This window comes from Qipengyuania citrea, from assembly GCF_009828015.1.
In the GTDB taxonomy this organism is placed as follows: domain Bacteria; phylum Pseudomonadota; class Alphaproteobacteria; order Sphingomonadales; family Sphingomonadaceae; genus Qipengyuania; species Qipengyuania citrea.
Genome location: NZ_WTYG01000001.1, coordinates 709,939 through 734,857, shown reverse-complemented (window position 1 = coordinate 734,857; position 24,919 = coordinate 709,939). Strand labels below are relative to the sequence as shown.

Here is a 24,919-nt window from a genome sequence, read left to right as displayed (position 1 = left end):
GTCAATGTGGAAAAGGCGGGACGGGTCGCTTGTTAACCCTCGTTTCGCGCGCGTAGGGCTGGCCCAGGCTATCCCGCGACCCGAGGCCCCACGCCCGCCATGACCACCCCGCTGATTTCCCCGTCGATCCTGTCCGCCGACTTCGCTGCGCTGGGCGAGGAAGTGCGCGCCATCGACGCTGCCGGGGCGGACTGGATCCATGTCGATGTGATGGACGGTCATTACGTACCCAATATTACCATCGGCCCGGCCGTGGTGAAGGCGCTGCGCCCGCATACCGACAAGCCGTTCGACGTGCACCTGATGATCGCGCCGATCGACCCCTATCTCGAAGCCTTCGCCGAAGCCGGCGCGGATATCATCACAGTCCATCCCGAGGGCGGACCGCATATCCACCGCACGCTGCAGGCGATCGGCAATCTGGGCAAGAAGGCAGGGGTCGTGCTCAATCCCGGCACGCCGGTCGAGGCGCTGGACTACATCCTCGAGGATGTCGATCTGGTGCTGGTGATGAGCGTCAATCCCGGCTTCGGCGGGCAGAGCTTCATCCATTCGCAATTGCGCAAGGTCGAGGCGATCCGTGAGCGGATCGACAAACTGGGCAAGCCCATCCATCTCGAAGTCGATGGCGGGGTCAACGCCGAGACCGCGCGGCTGTGCGTCGATGCCGGGGCCGATGTGCTGGTGGCCGGTTCGGCGACCTTCAAGGGCGGGCCGGAGCGCTATGCCGCCAATATCGCCGCGCTGAAGGGCCAGGCGTGAACGCCGGCGCGCGCACTCTCCTGAAGGGAGGCGCCGCGCCCGATGAAAGCGCCGCGCCCGCATTGCCGCTCGGCGAAGTGCACGAACCGCTGGTCGAGACCGAACCGGAGGAATTGCCCGAAGCGGTCCCGCTCGAACCGGCGCGCGCGCTGGTGCTGGCCGAATTCGAAGCGCCGCGCACCGGGCCGGTGGATGCGGTTCTGCGGCTGGCTTACCGCATGGGTGTGCCCGGTTCGGTGCTCGCCGCCCCTTTGCGCAAGCCCGCCGCGCCGCGCCTGCTGGCCACGGTGTCCAGCCCGCTGCGCGGAGAGCGCGGGGCGGGCATGGCGCTGCGGGCGGGCCAGTTCGTCGTTCACGGGCTCAAGGTTCCCGTCGACAAGGTGGACTTCGCAAGCAACGCACCATTGACCCCGCCGGTCCAGCGCGCGGTCCAGGGGTTCACCTGGCTGCGCGATCTCGGGGCCTGTGCCCCGCGCGAGGAATGCGCCGGGATCGGTGAAAAGCTGCTGGCGCGGTGGCTGAAGGCCAATCCGGTGCCGGCCCGCGGTCCGGCGTGGACTGTCGAACACGCCGGGCTGCGGCTGCTGGGCTGGCTGGTCAATGCGCCGCTCCTGCTCGGCGGCGATGCGGGGCTGCGTGCCCGCACGCTGGCAGCGATGGAAGCCACTGCCCGCTATCTCGACCGACAGGTCGCCAATACCGAAGACCGATTGGGCCGCGTCGCGGGCTGGTGCGCCATCGTGGCGGCCGGCCTGCTGCTGCCCGACGGTCGCCCGCGGCGCGTGTTCGGCGAAGCCGGCCTGCTGCGCGCGCTGGGCGAACTGGTGGCCGAAGATGGCGGCGTCCTGTCGCGGAGCCCGCTCGCGCAGATGGATGCGATCGCGCTGCTGATCGACCTGCGCGCCTGTTATGCGGCAGTCGATCGCGATCCTCCGCCGGCGCTCGAAACCATGCTCGGCCTGCTCGTACCGCCCCTGCTCGCGCTGCGGATGGGCGACCGGGGGCTGGGCAGCTGGCAGGGCGCCGGTGCCACTTCGGCGGCACGGGTCGATGCGCTCGTCGCAGCAAGCGGCATCCGCGCGCGGCCGGGGAAGGATTCCAAGCACTGGGGATACCAGCGCGTCGATGCCGGCAAGGCCACGCTGGTGCTTGATGCCGCGCCCCCGCCGCGTTCGCGCCATTCGCGCTACGGCTGCGCCTCGACGCTGGCATTCGAGCTGTCCTACGCAGAGCAGCGCGTGGTGGTGAATTGCGGCGGCGGGGAACTGGCCGGCGGGCAGGTACCCGTGCGGATCGAGCAGGGCCTGCGCGGCACCGCGGCCCATTCGACGCTGGTGCTCGACGATGCCAATTCCACTGCCGTCCTGATCAAGGGGCAGATCGGCAAGGGTGTCGAGGAAGTCGATATCGCTCGCACCACGGTGAAGCAAAAGGGCCGCGACACGGCGCGGCTGGAAGCGTCGCACAATGGCTATGCGGCACGCTATGGCCTCATCCACCGGCGCACCCTCCTGCTTGGCGCGGACGGCAGCGGGCTGTCCGGCGAGGACGTGCTCGAACCTTCGGGCCGGCAGGGCAAGCGCGGCAAGATATCCTTTGCAATCCGTTTCCACCTCGGTCCGGGGATCGAAGCCGGACTGGCCGACGACCGGCGCGGCGCGGGGCTCGCGCTGCCCGATGGAAGCTACTGGCAATTCCGTCTCGGAGGCGATAGCGGCGAGGCGCATATCGCGATCGAGGACAGTCTGTGGGTCGACGGGCAGGGCCGCCCGCGCGCCACCAAACAGCTGGTCGTCGAAGGGCTGACATCGCGCAGCGGGGGACGGTTCCCCTGGCTGCTCAAACGCATGGGGTGATTTTACGTGGCTGACGTGGCGATCAAGCGGGCACTGCTCTCGGTGTCCGACAAGAGCGGCTTGGTGGAGTTGGGCGAAGCGCTGGCCGCGAGGGGCGTCGAACTGGTTTCGACCGGCGGCACCGCCAGGGCGCTGCGCGAAGCGGGGCTCGACGTGCGCGACGTGTCCGATCTGACGGGTTTTCCCGAGATGATGGACGGGCGCGTGAAGACGCTCCACCCGATGGTCCATGGCGGCCTGCTCGCCGTGCGCGACAATCCCGAACACGCTGCGGCGATGGAAGCGCACGCCATCGGCGCGATCGACCTGGTGGTCGTCAACCTCTATCCGTTCGAGGCGACCGTGGCGAAGGGCGCAGGGCGTGACGAGATCATCGAGAATATCGATATCGGCGGGCCGAGCATGGTCCGCAGCGCGGCGAAGAACCACCAGTTCGTCACCATCGTCACCGATCCCGCCGACTATCCCGCGCTGCTGGGCGAGCTCGAGGCATCGGGCGCGACCTCGCTCGATTTCCGCCGCCAGTGCGCAGCCAAGGCCTTCGCCGCCACCGCTGCCTATGATTCGATGATCAGCCAGTGGTTCGCCTTCGCCGACCAACAGCAGCGTTTTCCGCAGTTTCTGGCCATCAACGGCAAGGCGCCCGTCGAGCTGCGCTATGGCGAAAACCCGCATCAGCAAGCGGCGCTCTACACGCCCGTGGGGCCGCATGCCCGGGGCATCGCGCAGGCCGAGCAGCTGCAGGGCAAGGAACTGAGCTACAACAATTACAACGATGCCGACGCCGCGCTGGAACTGTGCGCCGAATTTGCCGGCGGCGATCCCGCAGTGGTGATCGTCAAGCACGCCAATCCCTGCGGCGTGGCTCAGGCTGCGACCTTGCTCGAGGCGTGGAACCACGCGCTTGCCTGCGATAGCGTGTCGGCTTTCGGCGGTATCGTCGCGGTGAACACCGAACTCGACGGTGAAACCGCCGCAGCCATCTGCGAAATCTTTACCGAGGTCGTCATCGCTCCGGCGGTCAGCGAAGCCGCGCGCGCGGCATTCGCCAGAAAGAAGAACCTGCGCTTGCTGGTGACCGGCGACCTGCCCGACCCGCGGCGCGAAGGGCTGGCGGTCAAGCCGATCACCGGCGGCCTGCTGGTGCAGGCGCGTGACAACGGCACGATCAGCGAAGCGGATCTCAAGGTCGTCACCCAGCGGGCCCCGACCGAACAGGAGCTCAAGGACTGCCTGTTCGCCTGGACCGTGGCGCGTCACGTCAAGTCGAACGCCATCGTCTATGCGAAGGACGGCGCAACCGCGGGTATCGGCGCGGGACAGATGAACCGCCGCGATTCCTCGCGCATCGCCGCGATGAAGGCAGCCGAGGCAGCGGAGAAATACGGTTGGGACCAGAGCCGCACGGTCGGCAGCGCGGTCGCATCGGATGCGTTCTTCCCCTTCGCCGACGGATTGCTCGCCGCAGCCGAGGCAGGTGCGAGCGCGATCATCCAGCCCGGGGGTTCGATCCGCGACGAAGAGGTCATCACGGCCGCCGACGAACAGGGGCTTGCCATGGTCTTCACGGGCATGCGCCACTTCCGCCACTGAGCGCAGGCGATCGACGAACGAAGCTGAACGCCCGACGACGGGGCCATTAAGGCGGTTGCAAGTCCGGTGGGTGTAGCCATCTGGGTCAGCGTAACGAAAGCCCCCCCCTCATGGCCCTGTTCACATCCGACCTCTATCGCAATTTCGGCATCGGCTTCGGCCTTGGTGCCGTGGCAGTCCTGCTCTCGAATGGCAGCGATTTCCTGTCTGCGGTTCCGCAACTGGTCGCCTCGATCCTGTGATGCGCTGGCGTCACGCCATCGCTGCAACAGCGCTCGCGCTTGGCGCGTCGGCGTGTCAGCAACCGCTGCTCGCCGCTGAAAAGGCGGTCGAGGCACCGGCGGCAAAGCGCGCGGCCAAGGAAGGATCCGGCCTCAAGACCGCGATCTTCGCCGGCGGCTGTTTCTGGGGCGTCGAAGGGGTTTTCAGCCATGTCCGCGGCGTCACCAGCGCGGTTTCCGGATACCATGGCGGGACCGAGCGGCAGGCGCACTACAAGCTCGTATCGAGCGGGATCACCGACCACGCCGAGGCGGTCAGGGTAACCTACGATCCCAAGGTCATCCGCTATGACCAGCTGCTGCGTATCTTCTTTTCGGTCGTCACCGATCCGACCCAGCTCAACCGGCAGGGCCCCGACGTCGGGGCGCATTATCGCAGCGCGATCGTGTCGCTGTCGGCCGAACAGAACGCGGTCGCCAAGGCCTATCTGGCGCAGCTGCGATCTGTCGATCTGTGGGACAAGCCGATCGTCACGCGGATCGAACGCGCGCAGGCGTTCTATCCTGCCGAAACCTATCACCAGGACTTCATGCTCAAGAACCCGCGTCACCGGTACATCGTGCGGTGGGACGCTCCCAAGGTGAAGGCTCTCAAGGCGCTTTACCCGGGGGCCTATTCGGCGCGTTTCCAGCCCGACTAGCTTGCGATAGGCCCTGCGCGCGCTTACTTCGGGCGCATGGCCAGGCACGCACATCAGGAACATCAGGGCGCGGAACTCATCGCGGCCGCGCGCGACACCCTCACCGACAGCGGTGAGCAATGGACTGGCATGCGGCAGTCGGTCTTCGAAGAACTGGCGCGGCACGACAAACCCGCCAGCGCCTACGACATTGCCGACAATCTGTCGCAAAGCCGCGGCAAGCGGGTGGCTCCCAACAGCGTCTACCGCATCCTCGACCTGTTCGTCCGCAGCAATCTGGCCAACCGGATCGAGAGCGCGAATGCCTATCTGGTCAACACGCATCCCGGTTGCCGGCACGACTGCATTTTCCTGATCTGCGACGATTGCGGCAAGGCCACCCATATCGACGACGAACGCGTCTCGGGCGCGCTGCGCGAAGCGGGCCGCGATGCCGGCTTTACCGATGTCCGGCCGGTGGTGGAATTGCGCGGCCTGTGCGACGATTGCGCCAGCTGAGCGCCAGCGGCGGATCGTGCGATCCTGCCGCTAAAGCGTTCATCGACAGTTTCGTTCTACCGGTGTAGGGCCTTCGTTTATGACTACCCGCCCCAAGACGCCGTTGTTGGATACGGTCAATACCCCCGAAGATCTGCGCCAGCTGGGGAAGGACCAGCTTCGCCAATTGTCCGATGAATTGCGCGCCGAAATGATCGACGCCGTCGGGCAGACGGGGGGCCATCTGGGATCGGGGCTGGGCGTGGTCGAACTGACCACGGCGATCCACTACGTTTTCAACACGCCCGAGGACAAGCTCGTCTGGGATGTCGGCCACCAGTGCTACCCGCACAAGATCCTGACCGGGCGGCGCGATCGCATCCGCACGCTGCGGCAGGGCGGAGGCCTCAGCGGCTTCACCAAGCGCGCCGAAAGCGAATACGATCCCTTCGGCGCGGCGCACAGCTCGACATCGATCTCGGCTGCGCTCGGCTTCGCCATGGCGAACAAGATGCAGGGCAAGCCCGGCCGTGGCATCGCCGTGATCGGCGACGGCGCAATGAGCGCGGGGATGGCCTATGAGGCGATGAACAACGCCGAACAGGCAGGCAACCGGCTGGTCGTCATTCTGAACGACAACGACATGTCGATCGCGCCGCCGGTCGGCGGGCTGTCGGCATATCTCGCGCGCATGGTGTCCTCGAGCGAGTATCTCGGGCTGCGTACCATGGCCTCGAAGATCGCCAAGAAGCTCGGCCGGCGTGTGTGGGGCGGGCTCGAGAAGGCAGAAGAATACGCGCGCGGCATGGCGACCGGCGGCACTCTGTTCGAAGAGCTGGGGTTCTATTACGTCGGGCCGATCGACGGGCACAATCTCGAGCACCTCATTCCCGTGCTCGAGAACATCCGCGACAGCGAACAGGGCCCGGTGCTGATCCATGTCGTGACGCAGAAGGGCAAGGGCTATGCCCCGGCCGAAAACAGTGCGGACAAGTATCACGGTGTCGCCAAGTTCGACGTGGTCACCGGCGAACAAAAGAAGTCGAAGGGCGGACCGCCCGCCTACCAGAACGTCTTCGGCGAAACGCTCGCCAAGCTTGCAAACACCGATCCGCGTATCTGTGCGATCACCGCCGCGATGCCCAGCGGCACCGGCGTCGACAAGTTCGCCAAGGCGCATCCGGACAAGTCGTTCGACGTGGGCATCGCCGAACAGCACGGTGTGACCTTTGCCGCAGGGCTGGCAGCGCAGGGCATGCGGCCTTTCGCGGCGATCTATTCGACCTTCCTGCAGCGGGCCTACGACCAGGTGGTCCACGACGTGGCGATCCAGAACTTGCCCGTGCGCTTCGCGATCGACCGCGCCGGTCTGGTCGGTGCAGATGGCTGCACGCATGCCGGCAGCTTCGACGTCACCTATCTCGCGACGCTCCCCAATTTCGTGGTCATGGCCGCCGCCGACGAGGCCGAGCTGGCGCATATGACCTACACTGCGGCGGAATATGACGAAGGCCCGATCGCGTTCCGCTATCCGCGCGGTGCGGGCACGGGCGTGGCAATTCCCGAAGAACTCGAGAAGCTGGAAATCGGCAAGGGCCGGATCGTGCGCGAAGGCTCGAAAGTCGCGATCCTGTCACTTGGCGCAAGGTTGGAAGAAGCCAAGAAGGCAGCCGACCTGCTCGAAGCCAAGGGGCTGTCGACCACGGTTGCGGATATGCGGTTCGCCAAGCCGCTCGACACCGCGCTGATCGAGAAACTGATGCGCAGCCACGATGTGGTGGTGACGGTCGAGGAAGGCGCCGTGGGCGGCCTCGGCGCGCATATCCTGACCTTCGCCAGCGATGAGGGGCTGACCGATTCCGGGCTGAAGGTGCGCACGATGCGGCTGCCCGACATATTCCAGGACCATGACGATCCCGCCAAGCAGTATGACGAAGCCGGGCTTAATGCGCCGCATATCGTCGATACGGTGCTGAACGCGCTGCGGCACAACAGCGCCGGGGTCGAAGAAGCGCGCGCCTGACCGGGCGCGGGTGTCCGCGTTTTTCTGCCGCGGTTCCACCGGGCTGCCACCCGCCCATGCTAGCTCTTTCGCATCGCGCCGCGGACTGGCAAGACCGCGCGCGAAAGAGAGGCTGCATGACCCTGCTGACTGTAGAAACGTCCGATCACGTCACGACGCTGACGCTCAATCGTCCGGACACCATGAACCCGCTCGGCGCGAAGGGCGACGGGGATGCTTTCGCCGCCGCCTGCGATGCGATCAATGCCGATATGGATGTGCGCTGCGTGATCCTGACCGGGGCCGGACGCGCGTTCAGCGCGGGCGGCGACATCAAGGCGATGAAACAGCGCACGGGCACTTTCGGCGGGACCGCGCCCGAGATTTCCGATGGCTATCGCAACAACATCCACAAGGTCCTGCGCGCGCTGTATTCGCTGCGCGTGCCGCTGATCGCAGCGGTCAACGGGCCGGCAATCGGGCTCGGCTGCGATCTCGCCTGCCTCGCCGATATGCGGATCGCCAGCGACCGTGCCAAGTTCGGCGTGACCTTCCTCAAGCTGGGCATCATCCCGGGCGATGGCGGAACCTGGATCCTGCCGCGGATCATCGGCGAGGCGCGCGCGGCGGAGCTGTTCTACACCGGCGATGTGATCGATGCGGCCACCGCGCGCGACTGGGGACTGGTCAGCCGGGTGGTCGAGGGCGAAGCGCTGATGTCCGAAGCGCAGGCGCTCGCCGCCAAGATCGCCGCCATGCCCCCGCACGCGCTGCGCCATGCGAAGAACCTGATGCGGCAGGGGCGTTCGATGAGCTACGATTCGGCGCTCGAACTGGCCGCCAACACGCAGGCGATGATGCATCTGACCGATGATCACATGGAAGGCGTGGACGCCCTGCTCGAGAAACGCGCGCCCGTCTTCAAGGGCACCTGACCGGGCCCGGTCGGGACCGGGCCCGGTCGGGGCCGCGCTTGCCAGCCGCCCGAAAATCGGTGAGACTTCGCGCCGGAGCGAAGGGGGAAATGGCATGCCGGCAGGGGTTCTCGCGGTCGTCGTCTGGACGTGCGTCGGCCTGTTTGTCGGGGTCGTACTGCTCGGTTTCGCCGCGCTTGCCGGGATTTGGCAGCCGCGTGACGAGGAAACGGGCAAGTGGCTCAAGCGCTCGGTCGTCTTTCCGCTGGTCGGCGGCGTGGTCGGCTTTGCCACATTCGTGTTCGCCAGCGAACGCGGCCTTCCGCCGCAGCCCACGCCTACGCCGAAACCCTCGCCATTCGTCTCGCCCGGCCCGCACCCCAGCCGCACCGACGCGTCCCCAGGGCCGCCGCCTGCACCCACCGCGACGCCAACGCCGGTTCCGACGCGCACACCGGTTCCGGATGATCCCCGCCCGCCAGTGGCACGCTGCGGGGTTGCCGTACCCCAGGCGCTGGCCGACTGGGCGCGCGACCATCTGGGCGAGCCGCCCGACTTCACCTGCGCAGAGCAGCAACCCTATCCGCAGTGCGTTGCCACCCTGCAGGGACGATCACGGCCCGAAATCTCCCGCGTGGCTGCGCGGCAATGCGGCGATGACCTGGCCGCGTTTCGCCGCTCCTTCGTGGCACCGGTCTATGGCGCAAAGGCTTCGTACCAGATCAATCTGGACCATACGGAGTTCGCCCTGCGCTCGGGCGTCTCCGACGACGCGGCGGACCGGCATGATTATGTCGCTGCCGAAATCAGCCGGATGAACGGCCGCGAATGGGACCGGTTCGTCGCGATCGACCGCAAATCGGGTGAGGATATGCGGGCCTGTCAGGACGAGCGCCGCTGCCTTGAACCGTCAGAGGGTGGTTAGAACCAGCGCCACACGCCAGCGGCGATGCCATTGGCGTGGATATGGCCGTAGGTGGCGGCAAGCCAAATTACGATTCCGCCGATCCAGGCCGCAGTACCTGCGCGCGCAAGCCCGGCGAAGCGCGGCCAGTAACTCGTCCGTGCTTCCCAGCCGGCCCATGCATCACCCAGCTGGCTTTCCTTCTTGCGGTCCTGCAGATGCGCACCAAGCAGTGCGAGCAGACCGATGGCGCCGGCAAGGATGATCTGGCGCGGAGTCGGGCTCACCAGGATGTGCGCGGCGGCCCAGAGCGCGAAAGACCACATCATCGGGTGCCGCGTGACATGGAAGACCCCGTGCGGGGCCAGCGCCGCATGCGCTGCCGCCCGCGGATCGGGCAGGGCGGGGTTGCGCTGGAAAGAGCCTGCCAGCAGGATCGAGGCGATGAGCATGATGGCGGTGGCAAGGGCCCATATGGCGTCGCCCGAACCATTCCACAGCGGAGTGCCGCCGGGCCCGACGGCCCGAAACGCGCGGGCAGCCCAGACGAACGTAGCCAGCGCGACCAGCGAATAGAGCGCGCGAAAGCCGTTCTCGCCCAGCTTGCCGACCAATGACGCACGCAGCGGATGCGACAGCGCGAAATGCATTCCGACGAAAGCGAGCGAAGCGGCAAGCAGCGAAACCAGGGCGTGATCCATTAACCCCTCCATGTTTACAGCATCAACATGGGTAGCAGGCCTGTGCCGCGAAGCAAGCGGCATCGTCGATAGCAAGTCAGGCGGCGGGTTCGATGCCGAGCAATTGGACGGTGAACAGCAGTGTGGCTCCACCGGGGATCGGCCCCTTGCCGCGGGGCCCATAAGCGAGGTCGGCAGGGGCGGCGATTTCGATTGTGTCGCCCACGCCCATTTCCGGGATCGCCATTTGCCACGCCTTGACCAGACGGTTCAGCGGGAAGGTTGCCGGTTCGCCGCGCTCGAAACTGGAATCGAAGGTCTCGCCATCGATGAAGGTGCCGGCGTAATGCACGGTCACCGTGTCTTCGACGCGCGGGCTTTGCGTGCTTCCGGCATAATCGACATAGCGCCAGCGCAGGCCGCCGGGCATCACGCGCCAGCCGTCTTCGGCGGACAATCCCGTGAGATAGGCCTGCTGCGCGTTCATCCAGGCAATATCCTGCGACCGGTCAGGCGTATCCTGCGCCGCCAGCGCGTGGAAGCCGATGGCCGCCGCCGCTGCGCCAAGCGCCAGCAGGGTGGTGCGCATGTCCTTCATCGCCCTACCAGTCGTAGCCCTTGGGCAAATCGCTTGTGTCGAGATCGCGATAGCGATCGCGCAGGCGGCTCTGGTGGCTGTCGAGCGGCTGCTCGATCCCGTCGATATAGACCTTTACCGGCATGGCGCCGACTTCGAGCGGGTCGCCGTCCCAGATCACCAGGTCGCCGGTCGCACCCGGCGCCAGCACGCCCGCCTTGCCGCCCATTCCGCTGATGCTGGCCGGCACGGACGTGATTGCCGCGAAAGCCTCACCCCAGCTCAGCCCATCGGCCCCCGGGATGCGGGTCAGCGCCACCAGATTGCCGGCATACTGGTTGAGGTTGCGCGGGTTTTCCATCGCGGCGGCGTTGATCGCCACTTTGACCCCCGCCTTCACCATCCGGCCGATATTGCTCTGCGTGGCAGCCAGTTCCTCGAAATTCGCGGGCAGGTCGTCCAGCCCGTCGGCGATCACCGGAACGCCCGCGGCTGCGATCTCGTCCGCGACCAGCCAGCCTTCGCTGGCGCCCACCAGGACCAGTTCGAGACGCGGGAATTCCTGCGTCAGCGCCAGCGCGGCGCGAATGTCCGACGCGCGTTCGACATAGACATAGAGCGGCTGTTCGCCGCGCACCACGGGCACCAGCGCGGCAGCATCGAACCGGGTCAGCAGGGCATCGCCGGCGCGCTCGGTTTCGCGTCCCGCCAGGCGGGGATCGATCGGCAGGTCGTCGCCGGTGCGCAGGTCGGCGCGGGCGCCGCCCGCCGGGATGCGTGCGCCGTCACCGTAGCTGCCCGCTTCGCGCAGGGCATTGCGGAGCAGCGCGTGCGTCGCAGCGCGGCTTCCGCCGGCAATCCGCCCGCCGCGCTCGCCCAGCGTGACCACCTGGAAAGCGCGCGGACGGCTGATCGCCTGCGGATCGGCGCCGAGATCGATCAGCGCTCCCTGGCCGCCGAAGATCGAAGCCGAAGGCATCGTTACGGTCGCTGCCCGCGTGATCCCCGCGGCGCGGTGGACGAGGATGTGCTGCGATGCCGGATTGACCACCGGGGCGACGTCGAGTGCCGCGCTGAAAGGCGAATTGCCGGCCCGGCTGTCGTTGGATTCGCTGACCGCGCCGACATCCCACAATCCGAGATTGGTCACCGTTGCGAAGATGCCGGGAGTCACCCAGGCGCCTCCCGCGTCGATCACGGAATAATTGCCGCTGGGCGTACCGCGGCCGACCTGTGCGATCGCGCCGTTTTCGACGACCACGTAACCGCCCTCGATCGGTTCGCTGCCGTCGCCGGTCGCGACCGTGGCATTGGTCACCGCGAAGGTCTGCGCAGCGGCGGGCGCCGCAAGGGCGCAGGCAGCGGTCGCAAGGAGAGTGGCAAGGCGCATCATTTCACGTCTCCTTCGCCGGGCTGGCCAAGCTCGAAATCGCTCACCGGTCGCCGCCTGCGGTCCATCGCGTCGAACATCAGCGCGCCATCGACCCAGACCTTTTCGGGCCGCGAATAGACCGACAGCGGGTCGCCGTTCCACAGCACGACATCGGCCATCTTGCCGGCCTCGAGGCTGCCGGTCATCTCTGCGATGCCCATGGCCTTCGCGGCGTTGTAGGTGAACCAGCCGACCACCTCGGCGTCGGGAATGTCCAGACCGACACGGCGCCCCGCCGCCTGGGCCTTGGCGGCTTCCTGGTTGAGCCGCTGGATGCCGTTCTCGTCATCGGAATGGATCACGACGCAGGCGCCCTCGCGCTGGAGGAAGGCGGCATTCTCGAGGATCCCGTCATAGGCTTCCATCTTGAAGCCGTACCAGTCCGCCCAGATCGCGCTGCAGACGTCGTTTTCGCGCAGCAGGTCGCCGATCTTGTAGGCTTCGACCGCGTGGTGGAAGGCGGTAACCTTGTAGCCCATCTCCTTGGCCATATCCATCACCAGCGCCATTTCGTCGGCGCGGTAGCAATGGTTGTGGACGAGAATTTCGCCGTCGAGCACGCCCTTGAGCGTTTCCTTGCCGAGATCGCGTTTCTTGCCGTCATAGGCCTGCGCATCGAGCCACATCTGCCGGTTGACCGCGAAATTGCCCATCCGGGTCGAGGGCATGCGGCCCTTGCCGCCGTAGACGCGCTTGGGGTTCTCGCCGCACGCCATCTTCATGCCATAGGGCGCGCCGGGGAACTTCATGCCCTGCACGGTGCGCGCGGAAACGTTCTTCAGCGTGACCGACCGTCCGCCGGTCAGGTTCGCCGAACCGGGCAGGATCTGCAGGCTGGTGACGCCGCCATTGGCCAGCGCACGGGTAAAACCCGGATCCTGCGGCCAGACCGAATGTTCGGCCCAGACTTCGGGCGTCATCGGGCTGGTCGCTTCATTGCCGTCGGAATGCGCCTGCACACTGGGGGTGGGATAGTCGCCCAGATGCGAATGGATGTCGATCACGCCGGGGGTAACGAACTTGCCGGTGCCATCGATCCGGTCGTAGCCATCGGTGGCCAGCGAGGCATCGCCCACCGCCACCACCTTGCCTTCGCGGAACAGCACGGTGCCGTTCTCGATCATGCCGCCGCGCCCGTCATAGATGGTCGCGCCGGTCAACGCGGTCGGGCGGCCGGGATAGGGTGCATAAGTCGATGCGAAGGGCACCCTGCCGTCCTCGCCGACGGGGGCGCTCCAGTCCTTTGCGGAGGCCGAGGCCACGCCGTCGCCCCCGGTGGTGGAACATCCGGCAACCGCGAATGCGGCCGCGCAGGCGAGCAAGGCAATACGTGTCATGGAACCCCCGATGCAGTCGGGCCGGAGCATCGCTGCCCCGGCCCGTGCGGTCAATTGCATTTTGTCGGCGCTATCAAGCGGTTCGCAGATTGGCGCCGGCTGCCCGTCAGCTGTTGGGGCGGGTTTCCGGATGGATCCCGGCACCCTGCGGCTCACCCGGACCCTCGCTCTGGCCGAGCAGGTCGTCGCCGACGTCGTCGTCCTGCAGGGTATCGAGGTGCATCAGACGCTTCACCAATCCGGAGATGAGGATGACGACGATGCCCACGGCGATGGCGATCAGGCCGATCTGCCAGTAGATATCGAGCGTGCCTTCACGGGTCATCACACCGTCTTCGCCGCCGGTCGCTGCCCCGATCATCCCGGCCACGTAATTGCCGCCGGCCGTGGCGAAGAACCACGCACCCATGATCAGCGACGCGAGATGCGTCGGCGCAAGGCGGTTCATGGCCGAAAGCCCGACGGGCGAGAGACACAGTTCGCCGGTGGTGTGGAAGAGGTAGATGCCGAACAGGAAGATCACCGGGATCAGCGCATTCGCGTCCACCGTCGCAGCGCCCCAGACCAGCACCAGGAAGCCGAAGCCCAGCTGGATCAGGCCCAGACCGAACTTGGCCGGTGTCGAGGGTTCGAGCCCGCGCCGCCCGAGCCAGGTCCACAGCGAAGCGAACACCGGGGCCAGCAGGATGATGTAGATCGGGTTGATCGACTGGAACAGCGATGCCGGGACGCCCTGCCGATCGATATAGCGATCGGTGAACAGGTTGAGCGAACCGCCCGCCTGTTCGAACAGACCCCAGAACAGCGGCTGCAGCGCGATCAGGAACAGGATCGCGAACAGCCGTTCGCGTGGTTCCTTCTCGAGCTTGAACGCCTGCATCAGCACGTATGCCAGCAGGGCGATGCCGCACACCAGCATCAGGCCGCCGACGACCGACTGGTACTGGATCAGCGCCCACATGACGGCGACGCCGAGGACGCCGATGCCGTACATCGTGATCTCGGTGGTCTTGGCCAGCGGCTTGGGCGGTTCGCCGCGGCCGAGCAGCAGCGGCTTGCCGAGCACGAAGACCACGAGGCCGAGCAGCATGCCGATGCCCGCGGCGCCGAAGCCATAGGCCCAGCCGAGCGTCTGGCCGAGATAGCCGGCAATGATCGTGCCGACCGCGGCGCCGACGTTAATGCCCATGTAGAAGATGGTGTAGGCACCGTCGCGGCGCACGTCGGTGCGCGGGTAGAGCTGACCCACGATCACCGAGATGTTCGCTTTCAGGAAGCCCGAACCGACGATGATGAAGGCCAGTGCCAGCCAGAACACGTTGATCATCGGATCGGCCTGTCCGCCGCCGCCTTCGAAGGCCATGAAGAAGTGGCCGAAGGTCAGCAGGACCGCGCCGAACAGCACGGCCTTGCGCTGGCCCAGATAACGGTCGGCCAGCCAGCCGCCGAGGACCGGGGTGATGTAGACGAGGCTGACATAGGCGCCGTAGACGATGTTCGACGCGCTATCGTTGAACAGCCAGTGCTGGGTCAGGTAAAAGATCAGCAGCGCGCGCATGCCGTAGTAGGAGAACCGCTCCCACATTTCGGCGAAGAACAGGATATACAGGCCCTTGGGGTGTCCCCCGACCTCTTCCTGCGGTCGCGTAACCGCGTAAGCGCCTACAATCAGGAACGCTGCGAGGATGACCGACGCGATCGCGGCGATCCAGTCCCCTTCGTTCCACAGTGCCATGTCCTTCATTCAGTGGCCTTTCCCTGAACCAAATCCGTTGTGCGACCCGATGGCCGAATGGCGGCGCACCGTAACGTCTTGCGCGCCCATGTGAAGCATTAGTTACAGCAGTGACCGCCTGTCTGCGGGCGCCCCTATGTATTCCCCGCTAGGGCGGGAACCTTGTGCGCCGCGCTGTATTATGGCACTGATGCAGTCTGTTGCGGGGACAAGTGATGAGCAACCAGTCGAAGCCGGTCTATATGAAGCTGCGCGACATGATCGCGGCGGCAATCATCGACGGCCGCTATGCCGAGGGCGAGATGCTGCCCTCGGTGCGCGCGCTGGCGGCAGAGCAGGGCGCCAATCCGCTCACCGTCGCCAAGGCCTATCAGCAATTCCAGAACGACGGCCTGGTCGAAGTTCAGCGCGGCGTTGGCATGTATGTGGTCGAGGGCGCCGCGAACCGGCTCCGCCAATCCGAACGCGAACAGTTCCTGCAGGTCGAATGGCCCGAGATCCGGGCCCGGATGGACCGCCTCGGCGTCTCGGCGCGCGAATTGCTGGCCGACGCCTGACAGCGCCCGCCGCGCTTGCGCCGGCGGGGCGTTTTGCATCCTTGCGGCAGCCAAGCAGTTCTGCCACAGTCTGACGGTTGGAATCGGGCGGGAGAGCGTGATTTCGGCGGGGACGCATCGTGGAAACGATATTTGCGATCGAACGCACCCGGAGATCCATATGATCCGATCCGAACTTCTTGCCGCTCTGGCCCAGGACAATCCCGAATTGCGGGCTGAAGAGGTCGAGCAGGTCGTCGATATCTTTTTCGAGGAAATCGCGCAGCGACTGGCCGAAGGCGGCCGGGTCGAATTGCGCGGCTTCGGGGCATTTTCCACCCGCGAACGCGAAGCGCGCAAGGGCCGCAATCCGCGGACGGGCGAAACCGTCGACGTACCCGCCAAGCGGGTCCCCTATTTCAAGCCGGGCAAGGACATGCGCCGGCGCCTCAACGACGAGTGAGCGATTGGCTGGCCGGCGCACGATCCGCGATTGCCCGCCCGACCGGCAGCGATTAGAGCGGCCCCCATCGGCGGGTGTGGCGGAATGGTAGACGCCGGGGACTTAAAATCCCCTGAGCTTTGCTCGTGCGGGTTCGAGTCCCGCCACCCGTACCAGCCACCCGTTCGCTTGCCGGCCCTATCGGGTGATACCCTTATCCCGGCATTAACACTTTCGCAGTTAGGCTTCGCGGGGAAGCAATACTGATTCGCGGCGCCATCGCGGCTGCCATGAAGCCGCGTACGCGTTGGACATAACTAGGCTATGCAATTCACCACCGGGACCGGCATGCAGGACAATGGTTCGACAAACGGCGAGGAACAGCGCGGCGCTCCGCGCTACACCTCGCTCATCCGCGCGGCGAAGCTGGTCTGCGGTCAGGGCGAATTCGTCTGTGTGATCCGCGACGTGTCGGCCACGGGTGTCTCGCTGCGCACCTTCCACAGGCTGCCCACCGACGAAGCGATCGCGCTCGAATTGCAGAACGGCGAAAGCTACGAGCTCGAACTGGTCCGCAGCGAAGGCTTCGAGGCGAGCTACCGGTTCGAAGCCCCGATCGAAGCCGAACGGCTGATCCGCGAAAACTGGAAGTTTCCCAAGCGTGGCTTGCGGCTCAATCTGATGATGCCGCTCACCGTGGCCTCGCTCTCGGGCCGCGCCGAAGCGATCACGCTCAACATGTCGCAGCAGGGCGCGCGGATCGAATGCGAAAGCATCTTCGCGGTCGGCCAGCGGCTGACGATTTCCTGCGAAGGCCTGCCCGATATTCGCTGTACGGTGCGCTGGCGCAGGGATGCCAATTACGGCCTCGTGTTCGAGGACACTTTCACCTTGCGCGAATTCGCGCTCGCCGCCGCCCGGGTCCAGTGCCCGGCATTGGTCGAGGAAGACGAGGCCTGGCCGCGCATTCCCTGAGACCGTTCAACCCGTCGCTGGTTTACGCGGGTTTGAAATCGAGCGCGACGCCATTGATGCAGTGGCGCTTGCCGGTCGGCCGCGGCCCATCGTTGAAGATATGGCCCAGATGCCCGCCACAATCCGCGCAATGCACTTCGGTGCGCGGATAACCGATCTTGTAATCGGTGCTGGTGCCCACCGCGCCCTTGTCGATCGGTTGCCAGAAACTGGGCCAGCCGGTGCGCGAATCGTATTTCGTCTTGGAACTGTAGACCGCGTTGCCACAGCCTGCGCAGACGAAGGTGCCCGCGCGATCCTCCTCGTTGAGCGGCGATGAATAGGCACGCTCGGTCCCCGCGCCGCGCAGGACGCGATATTCCTGTGCGGTCAGCCGCTTGCGCCATTGCGCTTCGGTCAGCTCGACGGGGAAACTCCTGGCTTCCGCGGGCCGCGAACCGCAAGCGGTCAGCGCCGCGAAACTGGCGGAGGCGCCAATCCAGCCGAACAGGCGGCGGCGGGCAATGGGAAGGCGGGTCAAATCGCTCCGGGTCATGGCGTGGAGGAATAGTCCTCCACGCCTGAACCTATGCTTGCGCGGGCACAGCGCCGGCGCAGCGGTGCCTCAAAAGTCGGTAATCTCGACTTCGAGCTTGCGGAAGCCGTGCACGAAATTGGCACGGACGCGCTCGATATCGCCCGCGACATGCACCCGCATGCGCCGCTTGTGCAGTTCCTCGAGCAGGATGCGCAGCTGCAATTCGGCGAGCCGCGCCCCGACGCAGCGGTGGATGCCATAGCCGAAGGCGATATGGCGGCGGGCGTTGTCGCGCTGGATGTCGAGCTTGTCGGGGTTCTCGAACACTTCCTCGTCGCGATTGGCCGACAGGTACCACAGTACGACCTTGTCGCCCTTCTTGATCGTCTGGCCGAAGACTTCGGTGTCCTCGGTGCAGGTCCGGCGCATATGTGCGAGCGGGGTCTGCATGCGCAGGATTTCCTGCACGGCGTTGGGAATGAGCTCGGGCTGCTGTTCGAACAGCTTGCGCTGGTCGGGGTTCTTGTCGAGCTGGTAGATGATCCCGCTCATCGAATTGCGCGTGGTGTCGTTGCCGCCCACGATCAGCAGGATCAGATTGCCCATGAATTCCTGCGGGCTCATCTGGTTCATGGCCTCGGAATGGATCATCATCGAGATGAGATCGTCGCCCGGCTCCTTGTCGTGCGTCCGCTCGACCCACAGCGACTGGAAATAGGCCGCCATCTCGTGGAGGAAGCCCCAGCGCATCTCGTCGAGGTCGCGCACGGTGGCCAGTTCGGTGTCGCCCGACCAGTCCGACCAGAAGGTCAGCAGCCGGCGGTCTTCCCAGGGGAAGCCGAACAGGATGGCCAGCATGCCGGTGGTCAGTTCGATCGACACCTTGTCGACCCAGTCGAACACCTCGCCGCGCGGCAGCGTGTCGAGCAGCTCCCCGGTCCGGCGGCGGATCTCGCCTTCCATTTCGGCCATGCCGCTGGGGGTGAACTTGGGGGCCACGGTGCGCCGCTGGCCGGTGTGCTGGGGGCGGTCCATGGCAATGAACATCGGCAGCTCGCGCCGTTCCTCGATCCCGGCTTCGGCCAGTTCTTCCTCGCTCAACCGGTTGAGGATCGTGATCCCGCCATGCTCCCAGCTGGACGAGAACGTATCGGGCAGCGCCTCGATATGCTGGATCGCCTTGTGCCCGACGACCGCCCAATAGGGACCATAGGGGCTCTCGGGGATGTAGTGCAGCGGACCGGCTTCGCGCATCTCGCGGAAGATCGGATGCCAGGTGTTCTCGGCGTAGATATCGCTGCGGCTCACATCCCATTTGTGGGGATGGTTCAGACGTTCTTCGGGGTGCTCGGCAAAATGCTTCTTCAGCGCCTCATAGGCGGACGGTTCCGTACGGCATTGCGGACGTTCGATTGCAGCGGTGGCCATGTCTCTCTCCTCGCAGGAGCGACTCCATCGGCCGCTCTCGTCATTGCGACCATCCTGCCTTAACTGACACACGTGTCAATAGTGCGTTGCAATTCGCTACCCAATCGCTGGCGAAGCGGGGTCTCAGCGCGCCCTGACGCTCCCGACATGCCCTTTTACCGCGCGGCCGCCCTTGCCCGACTTCATGACGCGGCGACGGAATATCTGTGCGCCGAAGCGGACGAAAAGAAGCACGCACAGCGCCTGCCAGCCGAGCGCGAGGGCATGCGGCCACAGCGCGTCCGATTGCGCCGCGCGGGCGAGCATCGCGAAGGGCGAGGAAAGCGGAAAGGCAGCGGCGAACAGTTCCATCAGCGAACCGGGGCGGGTGATCGAGGATGCGGCGAGGAAGAACACCAGCAGCTGCGCCATGGTGACCGGCATCGACAGCGTCTGCACCTCGCGCACCGTGGTCGCGAGGCCCCCGATGGTAAGGAACAGCGAACCGAGCAGCAGATACCCCATGGCGAAATAGACGAGCCCGAGCGCCAGGAAGAGCGGCCAGCCGAGCGCGGGGGCGGGCAATTGCGGCAGCGCATTGCCTGCCAGCATGGCGATCGCCGAACCGACCGCGGCCCAGACCGCGATCCCGACCAGGCTGACGCCCAGCATCGCCACCAGCTTGCCGAGGAAGACCGCATCCATCGGGACCGCCGCCGCGAGCACCTCGATCACCTTGTTGGCCTTCTCCTCGACCAGGTTGGACAGCACCATCCCCGCGAGCAGCATCATCAGCAGGAACAGCAGCAACTGCCCCGCCTGCGCGGTGCGGATCCGGTCGCCGCGCTGCGCGGCGATGCTGGTGGCTACCGGGCGGGGCGCCACGGCGGGATATGCGGCCACCTGCCGCGTCCCGGCTTCGGCGGCAAGCATGGCCACCGGCCCGCTCCAATAGTCGATCGCCGGCTGCGGGGCGGTGAGTTCGGGCGCGGCGAGCGTGCCGCCGACCACCGCGACGTAATTCTTGCCGGGTTCGCGCAGGATGACTTCGGGGGCAGTGCCCGCATCGGCCACTGCCAGTTCGGGCAGCGCCCTCCCGATCTGCGGGGCAAGCCGCGCGCGCGCCGCGATCAGCGCCTGCGTATCCGCCTCGCTCATCGCGACCGCCACAAGCCGGGTGTTCGCATCGCGCTGCACCTGTCCGCCGATCCCCCCGGCCAGCACGCCGATGATGATCGGGAACAGCGGCCCGAGCAGGAAGAACAGGAATGCGCGGCTGAACAGGATGGCGCGGAAATCGCGCTGCGCAATCACGCGGGCGGCCTCGAAGCGCGACAGGCGGGTCGTATCTTTCATGGCTTGGCTCCCCGGGCGTTGTCCTCTTCGAGCGCGCGCGCGGCGGCCTCGCCGGCGATTTCGACGAAGGCATCGTGCAGCCCGGCGCGCTCGATCGACAGCGAGAGAATGCCCGCCTGCCCTGCGATCAGCGGCTTGAGCAATTCCTCGATCCCGGTTTCGGGGACCGGGAAGTACCAGAAATGGCTGGCTTCGCCCTTGGCATCGTGCCGTGCATCGCCGGGCAGCGCGCTGCGCCAGGGCCCGGATGCGGAGCGCGTCTCGAGCCGGACCTGCGCGGGGATCCGGTCGCGGGCGGCGTCGACCGATCCCGCATAGGGCACCTTGCCCCCGGCAATGATCGCCACCTCGTCGCACAGGCGTTCGGCATGGTGGATGACATGCGTCGAGAAGATCACCGTGGTGCCGCTGTGGGCCAGTTCGCGGATCATCACTTCCAGCTTGCCCTGGTTGATCGCGTCGAGCCCGCTGAAGGGTTCGTCGAAGACCACCAGCTTCGGGCGATGGACCAGCGTGCCGAGCAGCTGGACGGTCTGCGCCATGCCTTTCGACAGCTGGCGGATCTGGCGATCCACCGCATGGCCCAGGCCGTGCTGCTCGAGCAGCACGCGCCCGCGCGCCTTGCCTTCTTCCAGCGGCAGCCCGCGCAGCGCCCCGAGGAAGGCGATCGCCTCGTCGCATTTCATCGCCGGATAGAGCCCGCGTTCCTCGGGCAGGTAGCCGATCAGCTTGGCCACTTCATGCGGCCGGTCGTTGCCGAACACGCGGCGCACGCCTGCGTCGGGATCGATGATGCCCAGCAGCATGCGCAGCGTGGTCGTCTTGCCTGCGCCATTGGGCCCGAGAATGCCGTAGATCGCGCCTTCGGGAACCGCGATGTCGACACCGTCGACCGCCAGCGTGTCGTCGAACCGCTTGACCAGCCCGTGGGCCTCGATGGCAAGCTTGCGGTTGTCCCCGCCCGAAGGTCGCGTCATGGAGCCTGTCTCGATAAGCATGCGGGCATGATTAGATGCTGGCCGTGAACGGGAGCACACGCAAGCGTGGTTAATGGCGAGTTGCAGGCGGAATTGCGCGAGGAGGCGGAGCGGCTCGGCTTCGTCGCCTGCGGCTTCGCGTCGGCCGCGCCCGATCCGCAGCGCGCCTCGCGGCTGGAGCAATTCCTCGGCGAAGGGCGCCATGGCTCGATGGAATGGATGGAAGCGCGCAAGACGCAGCGCGCCTCACCGCAAGGATTATGGCCCGAAGCCAACAGCGTGATCGCGCTGGGGATGAGCTACGCCCCCGATATCGATCCGCTGGCGCTTGCCGACGCGGCTGAAAAAGCGCGGGTTTCGGTCTATGCGCAAGGGCGCGATTACCACGACGTCGTGAAAAAGGCGCTCAAGGCGCTGGCGCGGTGGCTGATTGCGCGCGAGCCGACAAGCGAACTGAAGGTCTTCGTCGACACCGCCCCGGTGATGGAAAAGCCGCTGGGCCAGGCAGCCGGGATCGGCTGGCAGGGCAAGCATACCAATCTCGTCAGCCGGTCGCATGGCAGCTGGCTGTTCCTCGGCGCAATCTATTCGACGCTCGAATTCGCGCCCGACCTCTCGCATCCCGATCGCTGCGGAAATTGCCGCGCGTGCCAGGATGCCTGCCCGACCGACGCCTTCCCCGCGCCCTACCAGCTCGATGCGCGGCGCTGCATTTCCTACCTCACGATCGAGCACAAGGGGCCGATCCCCGAGGAGTTTCGCGAGGCGCTGGGCAACCGCATCTACGGCTGCGACGATTGCCTCGCGGTCTGCCCGTGGAACAAGTTTGCCGATACGGCGCACCGACACCTCAAGCTGGCGCCGCGCGAGGAGCTGATGGCGCCCGACCTGGCGAGCTTCCTGACCTTTGACGATGCAGGCTTCAGGCAGTTCTTCTCGGGCTCGCCGATCAAGCGCGTCGGCCGCGACCGCTTTGTGCGCAACTGCCTTTATGCGGCAGGGAATAGCGGTTCGGCAGCTCTCGCTCCGCTTGTCGAGGGCCTGCGCGGCGATCCCGATCCCGCGGTTTCCGAAGCTGCCGATTGGGCCGCCCGGCGGCTCGGCTAGCCCTCGCGGTAATCCCGGTCATGCTCGCCCAGCAGCGGGGCGGGCGCTGGATCGGGGGCGTCCCAGGCGGAAAAGCGCGACGGTTCGCGCATCTCGACCAGCGTTCCCTCGGTGGGGTGTTCGCGCCGCATGATAAAGCCCGACGCTTCAAGATGAGGCTCCTGCGCCATGTCGGCCATGTCGCGCACCGGCATTGCGGGGATCGCATTGGCGTGCATCAGCGCGACCAGTTCGTCGGTCGCGAAACCGGCGGTGAGTTCGGCGATGCGGGCATAGAGTTCGGCCTGCCCCGCGATCAGCCCCTCGGGCGTAGCGAAGCGCGCCTCTTGCGCGAAGGCCTCGTCGCCCATCAGCGCGATCACCCTGGTGAAATGGTCGAGCCGGTAAGGCACGATGCTGACATATCCGTCGCGGGTCGGGAACGGCTGGCGATCCGGATCGACCTGGCGGCCATAGCAGGGCGGGCCGACGGGGGGATCGAAAGTGTTCCCGCCAAGGTGCTCCTTGAGCATGAAGCTGCTGAAGGCCTCGAACATCGGCACTTCGACATGCTGGCCTTGCCCAGTCCGCAGGTGGTGTACCACGGCGGCCATCACCGCATAAGCGGCGTGCAGCCCGGCGACCTTGTCGGCGATCAGCGATGGCAGGTAGCGTGGGCGCTCGTTGCCGTCCGCGCGCGGCAGCAGGGTGGTGGTGCCGCTGGCGGCCTGGATCACGTCGTCATAGGCCTGCAGCCCGGCATAGGGCCCGCCCGAGCCGAAGCCGACGCAATGCGCATAGATGATGTCTGGAGCGAGCGCGCGGACGCTGTCGTAATCGAACCCGAGCCGCTCGATCGCTTCGGCGCGGACATTGTGGATGAAGATGTCGGCATCGGCGAGCAAATCGCGCAGTATCGCGCGGTCGGCCTCCTGCTTGAGATCGAGCACCAGCGACTGCTTGCCGCGATTGAGCGCGATGTATCCCGGCCCCATCGCCTTGCTGTGCGCGGAAAGCGCACCGTAGCGGAACACGTCGCCGCCGGGGGCCTCGACCTTGACCACCTCGGCCCCGAAATCGGCAAGGATCTGCGTGCAATAGGGCCCGAAGACGACCGAGGTCATGTCGATCACGCGAAGCCCTTCGAGCATCGCGCGACCGTCCCCGGCCGCGATCACAGCATGTCCTTGAGCGGCACCGCAGTGTCGGCCAGCAGGTCGGGATCCACTTCGGCGCGCGCCATCACCAGCTTGCGCCCCTGCGCGTAATCCCTGGTGTTGTTGACGCAGTCGAGCGCGATCACCACGCCTTCGCGCAGATAGACCACGCTGAACTTCTTGTCCGCCGGATCGCCGCGCAGCACGGTGGCGTCATAGCCGATCGACATGCCGACCGTCTGCAGCCGGAGGTCGTACTGGTTCGACCAGAACCACGGGACGGCGTCGTAATCCTGCTTGTCGCCCATGATCGCCTTGGCCGCGATGGTCGCCATGTCGTTGGCGTTCTGCACCGATTCGAGGCGGATGACCTTGTTGTCGGCATAGGCATTCGCATGGCTCGCACAGTCGCCGATGGCGTAGATGTCATCGAGCGTGGTGCGGCAGATGCTGTCGACGTCGACCCCGTTCGATCCCGCCGCACCCGCCGCGATCAGCGGCCCGACCGACGGCACGATGCCGATCCCGGCAATGATTACGTCGCAGGCGATCGTCTCGCCGCTGTCGGTCACCACGCCGGTCACGCGGCCATCGTCGCCGCTGATCGTCTCGACGCCGGTCGACAGGCGCAGGTCGACACCCTGCTCGCGGTGATAGGCAGCGTAGAATTCCGACAGCTGCGGACCCGCGACACGTGCAAGGACGCGGTCGAGCATTTCGACCACGGTAACGTCTAGGCCGAGCTTGCGCAGCACGGCCGCCGCTTCGAGCCCGATATAGCCCGCGCCGATGATGACCGCGCGCCGGGCGCCGGCCGCCAGCTCGCCCTTCAGCGTATCGACGTCGCGCCGCGTGCGGATGTAGTGAATGCCCGCATTGTCGCTGCCCGGGCAGGACAGTCGCCGGGCATCGCCGCCGGCGGCCCAGATCAGCTTGCGATAGGTGACCCGCGTATCGTCCGACAGGCCGAGTTCGCGCGCGACCGGATCGACTTCATTGACGTTGCGCCCCAGGTGCAGCGTGATGTCCTTGTCGGCCCAGAACTGTTCTGGACGGATCTGGATGCGTTCGAACGGCTTTTCGCCCGCCAGATATTCCTTCGACAGCGGGGGCCGCTCATACGGCGGGTTGCGATCGCGGCTGACCATCAGGATCGAGCCCTCGTGCCCGTTCTGGCGGAGTGCGATAGCGGCCTGGGCACCCCCGTGCCCCGACCCCACGATAACGACGTCGTAATGTTCCATCGCCTTGCTGGCTGACGCGAAAACGCCAGCC

Annotated in this window: 24 protein-coding genes and 1 tRNA gene; 14 read left to right on the top strand and 11 right to left on the bottom strand. The window is 66.3% G+C overall.

Going from position 1 to position 24,919, the window contains the following annotated elements; translation table 11 throughout:
- Positions 1 to 99: 99 nt before the first annotated feature.
- The 9 genes from rpe to GRI55_RS03290 all read left to right on the top strand — a co-directional run bounded on the left by rpe (position 100) and on the right by GRI55_RS03290 (position 9,451).
- Positions 100 to 762: a ribulose-phosphate 3-epimerase gene (gene rpe / locus GRI55_RS03325; RefSeq protein WP_050601556.1), complete on the top strand. Its 663-nt coding sequence runs from the start codon at positions 100 to 102 to the stop codon at positions 760 to 762.
- Positions 759 to 2,618, top strand: coding sequence for a heparinase II/III family protein (locus GRI55_RS03320; protein WP_230832184.1), 1,860 nt, complete (start codon positions 759 to 761; stop codon positions 2,616 to 2,618). The genes rpe and GRI55_RS03320 overlap by 4 nt, the downstream gene beginning before the upstream one ends.
- 6 nt (positions 2,619 to 2,624) lie before the next feature.
- Positions 2,625 to 4,211 carry a bifunctional phosphoribosylaminoimidazolecarboxamide formyltransferase/IMP cyclohydrolase gene (purH, locus tag GRI55_RS03315; RefSeq protein WP_160766191.1) on the top strand — a complete coding sequence of 529 codons (1,587 nt, stop codon included), beginning with the start codon at positions 2,625 to 2,627 and terminating at the stop codon, positions 4,209 to 4,211.
- Positions 4,212 to 4,321: 110 nt separating this feature from the next.
- Positions 4,322 to 4,453 carry a hypothetical protein gene (locus GRI55_RS15140; protein ID WP_255357763.1) on the top strand — a complete coding sequence of 44 codons (132 nt, stop codon included), beginning with the start codon at positions 4,322 to 4,324 and terminating at the stop codon, positions 4,451 to 4,453.
- Positions 4,453 to 5,133, top strand: coding sequence for a peptide-methionine (S)-S-oxide reductase MsrA (gene msrA, locus GRI55_RS03310; RefSeq protein WP_160766190.1), 681 nt, complete (start codon positions 4,453 to 4,455; stop codon positions 5,131 to 5,133). Before GRI55_RS15140 ends, msrA begins: the two co-directional genes overlap by 1 nt.
- Positions 5,134 to 5,169: 36 nt before the next feature.
- Positions 5,170 to 5,631, top strand: coding sequence for a Fur family transcriptional regulator (locus GRI55_RS03305; RefSeq protein ID WP_050601560.1), 462 nt, complete (start codon positions 5,170 to 5,172; stop codon positions 5,629 to 5,631).
- Between the two features lie 79 nt (positions 5,632 to 5,710).
- A complete protein-coding gene (dxs, locus tag GRI55_RS03300) occupies positions 5,711 to 7,633 on the top strand; it encodes a 1-deoxy-D-xylulose-5-phosphate synthase (RefSeq protein WP_160766189.1) in 1,923 nt (640 codons plus the stop codon).
- Between the two features lie 116 nt (positions 7,634 to 7,749).
- Positions 7,750 to 8,547, top strand: a complete 798-nt coding sequence (locus GRI55_RS03295; RefSeq protein WP_160766188.1) for a crotonase/enoyl-CoA hydratase family protein — start codon at positions 7,750 to 7,752, stop codon at positions 8,545 to 8,547.
- Between the two features lie 94 nt (positions 8,548 to 8,641).
- Positions 8,642 to 9,451, top strand: coding sequence for a hypothetical protein (locus GRI55_RS03290; RefSeq protein ID WP_160766187.1), 810 nt, complete (start codon positions 8,642 to 8,644; stop codon positions 9,449 to 9,451).
- Here GRI55_RS03290 and GRI55_RS03285 read toward each other — a convergent pair.
- From GRI55_RS03285 to GRI55_RS03265, 5 genes are all read right to left on the bottom strand, one after another.
- On the bottom strand, positions 9,448 to 10,131 hold the full coding sequence (locus GRI55_RS03285; RefSeq protein WP_160766186.1) for an NnrU family protein: 684 nt from the start codon (positions 10,129 to 10,131) through the stop codon (positions 9,448 to 9,450). The two genes, GRI55_RS03290 and GRI55_RS03285, sit on opposite strands and share 4 nt — an antisense overlap.
- Before the next feature lie 76 nt (positions 10,132 to 10,207).
- On the bottom strand, positions 10,208 to 10,699 hold the full coding sequence (locus tag GRI55_RS03280) for an FKBP-type peptidyl-prolyl cis-trans isomerase (RefSeq protein WP_050601825.1): 492 nt from the start codon (positions 10,697 to 10,699) through the stop codon (positions 10,208 to 10,210).
- Between the two features lie 13 nt (positions 10,700 to 10,712).
- Entirely contained in the window at positions 10,713 to 12,080 is a 1,368-nt protein-coding gene (locus GRI55_RS03275; RefSeq protein ID WP_160766185.1) for an amidohydrolase family protein, read from the bottom strand.
- The gene (locus tag GRI55_RS03270) at positions 12,077 to 13,456 is read right to left on the bottom strand and encodes an amidohydrolase (RefSeq protein WP_063505151.1); all 1,380 of its coding nucleotides are present in this window, start codon (positions 13,454 to 13,456) and stop codon (positions 12,077 to 12,079) included. Before GRI55_RS03270 ends, GRI55_RS03275 begins: the two co-directional genes overlap by 4 nt.
- 106 nt (positions 13,457 to 13,562) lie before the next feature.
- The gene (locus GRI55_RS03265) at positions 13,563 to 15,200 is read right to left on the bottom strand and encodes a peptide MFS transporter (protein WP_050601567.1); all 1,638 of its coding nucleotides are present in this window, start codon (positions 15,198 to 15,200) and stop codon (positions 13,563 to 13,565) included.
- A 206-nt stretch (positions 15,201 to 15,406) separates the two neighbouring features.
- Here GRI55_RS03265 and GRI55_RS03260 point away from each other — a divergent pair, with 206 nt between their 5' ends.
- The 4 genes from GRI55_RS03260 to GRI55_RS03245 all read left to right on the top strand — a co-directional run bounded on the left by GRI55_RS03260 (position 15,407) and on the right by GRI55_RS03245 (position 17,144).
- The gene (locus tag GRI55_RS03260) at positions 15,407 to 15,748 is read left to right on the top strand and encodes a GntR family transcriptional regulator (RefSeq protein WP_050601568.1); all 342 of its coding nucleotides are present in this window, start codon (positions 15,407 to 15,409) and stop codon (positions 15,746 to 15,748) included.
- A 160-nt stretch (positions 15,749 to 15,908) separates the two neighbouring features.
- Entirely contained in the window at positions 15,909 to 16,190 is a 282-nt protein-coding gene (locus GRI55_RS03255) for an integration host factor subunit beta (protein ID WP_050601569.1), read from the top strand.
- A 70-nt stretch (positions 16,191 to 16,260) separates the two neighbouring features.
- Positions 16,261 to 16,345 (top strand) — tRNA-Leu (locus tag GRI55_RS03250).
- A gap of 148 nt (positions 16,346 to 16,493) precedes the next feature.
- Positions 16,494 to 17,144: a PilZ domain-containing protein gene (locus GRI55_RS03245; protein ID WP_063505153.1), complete on the top strand. Its 651-nt coding sequence runs from the start codon at positions 16,494 to 16,496 to the stop codon at positions 17,142 to 17,144.
- Between the two features lie 22 nt (positions 17,145 to 17,166).
- Here GRI55_RS03245 and msrB read toward each other — a convergent pair whose 3' ends face one another.
- From msrB to GRI55_RS03225, 4 genes are all read right to left on the bottom strand, one after another.
- Positions 17,167 to 17,664 carry a peptide-methionine (R)-S-oxide reductase MsrB gene (msrB, locus tag GRI55_RS03240; protein ID WP_237452386.1) on the bottom strand — a complete coding sequence of 166 codons (498 nt, stop codon included), beginning with the start codon at positions 17,662 to 17,664 and terminating at the stop codon, positions 17,167 to 17,169.
- Positions 17,665 to 17,748: 84 nt separating this feature from the next.
- Positions 17,749 to 19,089, bottom strand: a complete 1,341-nt coding sequence (locus GRI55_RS03235; protein ID WP_050601572.1) for a cytochrome P450 — start codon at positions 19,087 to 19,089, stop codon at positions 17,749 to 17,751.
- A 123-nt stretch (positions 19,090 to 19,212) separates the two neighbouring features.
- Positions 19,213 to 20,424, bottom strand: coding sequence for an ABC transporter permease (locus GRI55_RS03230; RefSeq protein WP_160766183.1), 1,212 nt, complete (start codon positions 20,422 to 20,424; stop codon positions 19,213 to 19,215).
- The gene (locus GRI55_RS03225) at positions 20,421 to 21,401 is read right to left on the bottom strand and encodes an ABC transporter ATP-binding protein (RefSeq protein ID WP_160766182.1); all 981 of its coding nucleotides are present in this window, start codon (positions 21,399 to 21,401) and stop codon (positions 20,421 to 20,423) included. Before GRI55_RS03225 ends, GRI55_RS03230 begins: the two co-directional genes overlap by 4 nt.
- A gap of 66 nt (positions 21,402 to 21,467) precedes the next feature.
- Between GRI55_RS03225 and queG the strand changes: the two genes are divergently transcribed.
- Complete coding sequence (gene queG / locus GRI55_RS03220) at positions 21,468 to 22,508, top strand: tRNA epoxyqueuosine(34) reductase QueG (protein WP_160766181.1); 1,041 nt, start codon at positions 21,468 to 21,470, stop codon at positions 22,506 to 22,508.
- Here queG and GRI55_RS03215 read toward each other — a convergent pair.
- Both GRI55_RS03215 and GRI55_RS03210 read right to left on the bottom strand, forming a co-directional pair.
- A complete protein-coding gene (locus GRI55_RS03215) occupies positions 22,505 to 23,638 on the bottom strand; it encodes a CaiB/BaiF CoA transferase family protein (RefSeq protein WP_202392324.1) in 1,134 nt (377 codons plus the stop codon). The genes queG and GRI55_RS03215 overlap by 4 nt on opposite strands.
- A gap of 23 nt (positions 23,639 to 23,661) precedes the next feature.
- Positions 23,662 to 24,888 carry an NAD(P)/FAD-dependent oxidoreductase gene (locus tag GRI55_RS03210; RefSeq protein WP_160766179.1) on the bottom strand — a complete coding sequence of 409 codons (1,227 nt, stop codon included), beginning with the start codon at positions 24,886 to 24,888 and terminating at the stop codon, positions 23,662 to 23,664.
- Positions 24,889 to 24,919 lie beyond the last annotated feature (31 nt).

Excerpts from the sequence above, each read along its gene's own strand:
- GRI55_RS03245 (WP_063505153.1), top strand. The coding sequence starts at position 16,494 with ATGCAATTCACCACCGGGACCGGCATGCAGGACAATGGTTCGACAAAC.
- GRI55_RS03215 (WP_202392324.1), bottom strand. The coding sequence starts at position 23,638 with ATGCTCGAAGGGCTTCGCGTGATCGACATGACCTCGGTCGTCTTCGGG.
- GRI55_RS03235 (WP_050601572.1), bottom strand. The coding sequence starts at position 19,089 with ATGGCCACCGCTGCAATCGAACGTCCGCAATGCCGTACGGAACCGTCC.
- GRI55_RS03295 (WP_160766188.1), top strand. The coding sequence starts at position 7,750 with ATGACCCTGCTGACTGTAGAAACGTCCGATCACGTCACGACGCTGACG.
- GRI55_RS03270 (WP_063505151.1), bottom strand. The coding sequence starts at position 13,456 with ATGACACGTATTGCCTTGCTCGCCTGCGCGGCCGCATTCGCGGTTGCC.
- GRI55_RS03305 (WP_050601560.1), top strand. The coding sequence starts at position 5,170 with ATGGCCAGGCACGCACATCAGGAACATCAGGGCGCGGAACTCATCGCG.
- GRI55_RS15140 (WP_255357763.1), top strand. The coding sequence starts at position 4,322 with ATGGCCCTGTTCACATCCGACCTCTATCGCAATTTCGGCATCGGCTTC.
- GRI55_RS03275 (WP_160766185.1), bottom strand. The coding sequence starts at position 12,080 with ATGATGCGCCTTGCCACTCTCCTTGCGACCGCTGCCTGCGCCCTTGCG.
- GRI55_RS03225 (WP_160766182.1), bottom strand. The coding sequence starts at position 21,401 with ATGACGCGACCTTCGGGCGGGGACAACCGCAAGCTTGCCATCGAGGCC.
- GRI55_RS03280 (WP_050601825.1), bottom strand. The coding sequence starts at position 10,699 with ATGCGCACCACCCTGCTGGCGCTTGGCGCAGCGGCGGCGGCCATCGGC.
- GRI55_RS03255 (WP_050601569.1), top strand. The coding sequence starts at position 15,909 with ATGATCCGATCCGAACTTCTTGCCGCTCTGGCCCAGGACAATCCCGAA.
- GRI55_RS03265 (WP_050601567.1), bottom strand. The coding sequence starts at position 15,200 with ATGAAGGACATGGCACTGTGGAACGAAGGGGACTGGATCGCCGCGATC.
- msrA (WP_160766190.1), top strand. The coding sequence starts at position 4,453 with ATGCGCTGGCGTCACGCCATCGCTGCAACAGCGCTCGCGCTTGGCGCG.
- dxs (WP_160766189.1), top strand. The coding sequence starts at position 5,711 with ATGACTACCCGCCCCAAGACGCCGTTGTTGGATACGGTCAATACCCCC.
- rpe (WP_050601556.1), top strand. The coding sequence starts at position 100 with ATGACCACCCCGCTGATTTCCCCGTCGATCCTGTCCGCCGACTTCGCT.
- GRI55_RS03290 (WP_160766187.1), top strand. The coding sequence starts at position 8,642 with ATGCCGGCAGGGGTTCTCGCGGTCGTCGTCTGGACGTGCGTCGGCCTG.
- GRI55_RS03260 (WP_050601568.1), top strand. The coding sequence starts at position 15,407 with ATGAGCAACCAGTCGAAGCCGGTCTATATGAAGCTGCGCGACATGATC.
- GRI55_RS03285 (WP_160766186.1), bottom strand. The coding sequence starts at position 10,131 with ATGGATCACGCCCTGGTTTCGCTGCTTGCCGCTTCGCTCGCTTTCGTC.
- GRI55_RS03210 (WP_160766179.1), bottom strand. The coding sequence starts at position 24,888 with ATGGAACATTACGACGTCGTTATCGTGGGGTCGGGGCACGGGGGTGCC.
- GRI55_RS03230 (WP_160766183.1), bottom strand. The coding sequence starts at position 20,424 with ATGAAAGATACGACCCGCCTGTCGCGCTTCGAGGCCGCCCGCGTGATT.